Consider the following 2,632-nt stretch of genomic DNA (forward strand, 5'->3'; position numbering starts at 1 on the left):
AGCCTGTAAACATCCTATCAAGCACAGGCAGGGTAGAGGATGATGTGGCTTTGATGAATCAGGCGATTGAACAGTTGGTTAAAACCAAACCTGAACAGTATTTGTGGAATTATAAGCGCTTCAAAGGTATTGTCCGTTATTAAAATACTGCTTTATTAATCACATACCATTCATATTGCCCATATTTGCCAGACTACTGCAATTAATGTTAATACTAATATGAGCAACCCAAAATAGAGTGGCACATTTTTTTCCGTGGAAGTGAATGATTTATATTTCTTGGGTCTCATTCCTTTTCCAAGCGCTATCCACTCAGCAGAGTATATTTGTGCTCCAAACTCTTTTTCTAACCGTAGAATAACATCGAATTTGGCTTTATTAAGTTTTCCATAGTTGTCAATTAGATTTCGCCAAGAATTACAAAAAAGGAGTCCAACTACAGAAAACCCATATAATATTCCAAATGATCCGCTATTGATCACCTCAGTTTTTACGAGAAGCCCTATAATAGCCAAAAGACTACCTATTACAGTTATAAAAAATGCATTTGTCTTTTGCCTTCTTTGTATCAGGCTTTCTGATGAATCTATCATCAGCTTATATAGATCGAAATAATCATTATTGTTAGATGAGAAGCAAGAGTCAAACTCTTCTTTCAAGCCATATATTGATTTTAACCTTCCGGTTAAATCTTGGTCTTTGTCATTTGAGCTTATCTCGATAAGTTCTTTTCCAGTCTCTTTAGCTTTATTTATCTCCCATTTGGCATTATCAGACTCTTCACATGATTTTCTATCAAAAATAATAATTGCCTCGGCTTCCTGGATGGCTTTTAACGCTTTTTCCTTCCATTTTTCACAGCCAGAACTATCCAAAAAAATCGGCTGCAAATCTATAGAATATTGTTTTGCAATATTTTTGAGCTTGCTGCCGGCTAGTTTTCTGTCTTTGAATCTGTGTATGACAAAAACTTTCATAAGAAGTGCCGGTTTCCTACCGCGCCCCGTCAATCAACTTTTTTAGGTTATCCCAAGTCCATTTATAAGCCTTATCAGAAGTAGATGCTGATTTTGGTTTTGTGCAACTCTTGTCAGGGTAAGCGGTTAATAAAAAATACGGTTTCCCTTTTCCCTTTGCTATTGTTAATTCCGCGGCCACGCCGGAAGCGGTGTGTGTCTGTGTACCGCAAAGGACAATCACTATATCCACATTATCCATACGCCGACGAACCTTTTCTTTCCAATCCCCGGTTAAATGTTCTTTTACTGAATTATCTTTAAACTCAAATGGACTATCTGGAAATTTTGCCTGTCCGACCAACATTTTCTTTACATACTCATCGTGATCAATATCAAAGCTGATAAAGGCTCTTTTCTTTGTTATCATTTTCTTTCCTCCTAAATGGGGTTAACACCTGTATCACTTGAGCGTAAAAAATGACGCTTTTTACGCTCAAGTGGATGCGATTGCTAGAATATATTTTATATTTATACTGCATTTATTAAAGCTTCTTCCAGTGTTTTATACTTGAAAATATAGCCTGCATCTAAAGCCTTTTTGGGTCTAATTTGCTTACCTGCTAATAACAGCTCTTCCCCCATCTGTCCCATTAATAGTTTGACAACTAATGCAGGCATTGGAAAAATAGTGGGTCGCTTTAAGACCGTACCAAGGGTTTTGGTAAACGCTTGATTTGTTACTGGGTTGGGTGATGTGCCATTAACAGCCCCTTTTAAATTATCATGGTTTATACAGTGCAAAATAATACCAATTAAATCATCAATATGAATCCAAGACATCCATTGCTTGCCATTCCCGATTCTTCCCCCGAGATACATTTTAAAAGGCAGTAGCATTTTGTTTAATGCGCCACCGTTTTTGCCTAAAACAATCCCTGTTCGTAGCAAGCAAGTACGAATGCCAAGCTTTTCTGCTTTCAAGGCAACAGCTTCCCACTTTTGACATAACTCACTAGAAAAACTATTGTCACCGTTATCTTTTTCTTCGATAACAGCATCCGTTTTATCAATGCCATAGTAGCCAATAGCTGAACCACTGATTAATAATTTAGGTTTGTTTTCTAATGTTTCCAAGTATGCAATAAGTTTTTTTGTTGTATTAATGCGACTACTAAAAATTTGATATTTTTGCTGATCACTCCAGCGTTTGTTCGCAATAGGTTCGCCAGCTAAATTAATGACAACATCAAATGCATCGTTATCTTTTAGCTCATTTAACTCAGCAATTGCTTGAATGGGAGGCTTTATTTTTTCCGAATGCCTACTAAGTATGACAATTTTATTGTTTCCTTCTTCTAATAAACGAGAACACAGCGTAGAGCCAATAAAGCCAGTGCCACCAGTAATGAGTATGTTCATTTTCTCTCCTTAATATTGTTGAAAAATCTAACCAATTAGTATAAGGCATTATTGCCTTGATATGCGGTATTAAAAAAATAGGTTAATGATAGCCTGCCCATTTTTTTACCTCGTTCCCAAGCCCCTACTTGGGAATGCATACTATCAAATAACAACCAACCTCATCAAAAAAACCACTCTAATTCCTGTGTCAAAATAATGCCAATGCTCTAATAAATCAACACAATCACGCTTTACAGATTACCATAACTATA

4 protein-coding genes are annotated in these 2,632 nt (G+C 36.4%); 1 reads left to right on the forward strand and 3 read right to left on the reverse strand.

Annotated features, from left to right (window positions below; translation table 11 throughout):
* Positions 1 to 11: 11 nt before the first annotated feature.
* Positions 12 to 143, forward strand: a complete 132-nt coding sequence (locus tag BBROOKSOX_RS09920) for an LpxL/LpxP family acyltransferase (RefSeq protein ID WP_257607851.1) — start codon at positions 12 to 14, stop codon at positions 141 to 143.
* 27 nt (positions 144 to 170) lie between these two features.
* On the opposite strand, the gene BBROOKSOX_RS09925 is transcribed toward BBROOKSOX_RS09920, so the two are convergent.
* The 3 genes from BBROOKSOX_RS09925 to BBROOKSOX_RS09935 all read right to left on the reverse strand — a co-directional run bounded on the left by BBROOKSOX_RS09925 (position 171) and on the right by BBROOKSOX_RS09935 (position 2,378).
* The gene (locus BBROOKSOX_RS09925; protein WP_139661557.1) at positions 171 to 977 is read right to left on the reverse strand and encodes a RipA family octameric membrane protein; all 807 of its coding nucleotides are present in this window, start codon (positions 975 to 977) and stop codon (positions 171 to 173) included.
* A gap of 16 nt (positions 978 to 993) precedes the next feature.
* Complete coding sequence (locus tag BBROOKSOX_RS09930) at positions 994 to 1,386, reverse strand: TIR domain-containing protein (RefSeq protein ID WP_139661559.1); 393 nt, start codon at positions 1,384 to 1,386, stop codon at positions 994 to 996.
* 101 nt (positions 1,387 to 1,487) lie between these two features.
* Positions 1,488 to 2,378, reverse strand: coding sequence for a TIGR01777 family oxidoreductase (locus tag BBROOKSOX_RS09935; RefSeq protein ID WP_139661561.1), 891 nt, complete (start codon positions 2,376 to 2,378; stop codon positions 1,488 to 1,490).
* Positions 2,379 to 2,632 lie beyond the last annotated feature (254 nt).

Source organism: bacterium endosymbiont of Bathymodiolus sp. 5 South, from assembly GCF_900128535.1.
Taxonomy (GTDB): Bacteria; Pseudomonadota; Gammaproteobacteria; order PS1; family Pseudothioglobaceae; genus Thiodubiliella.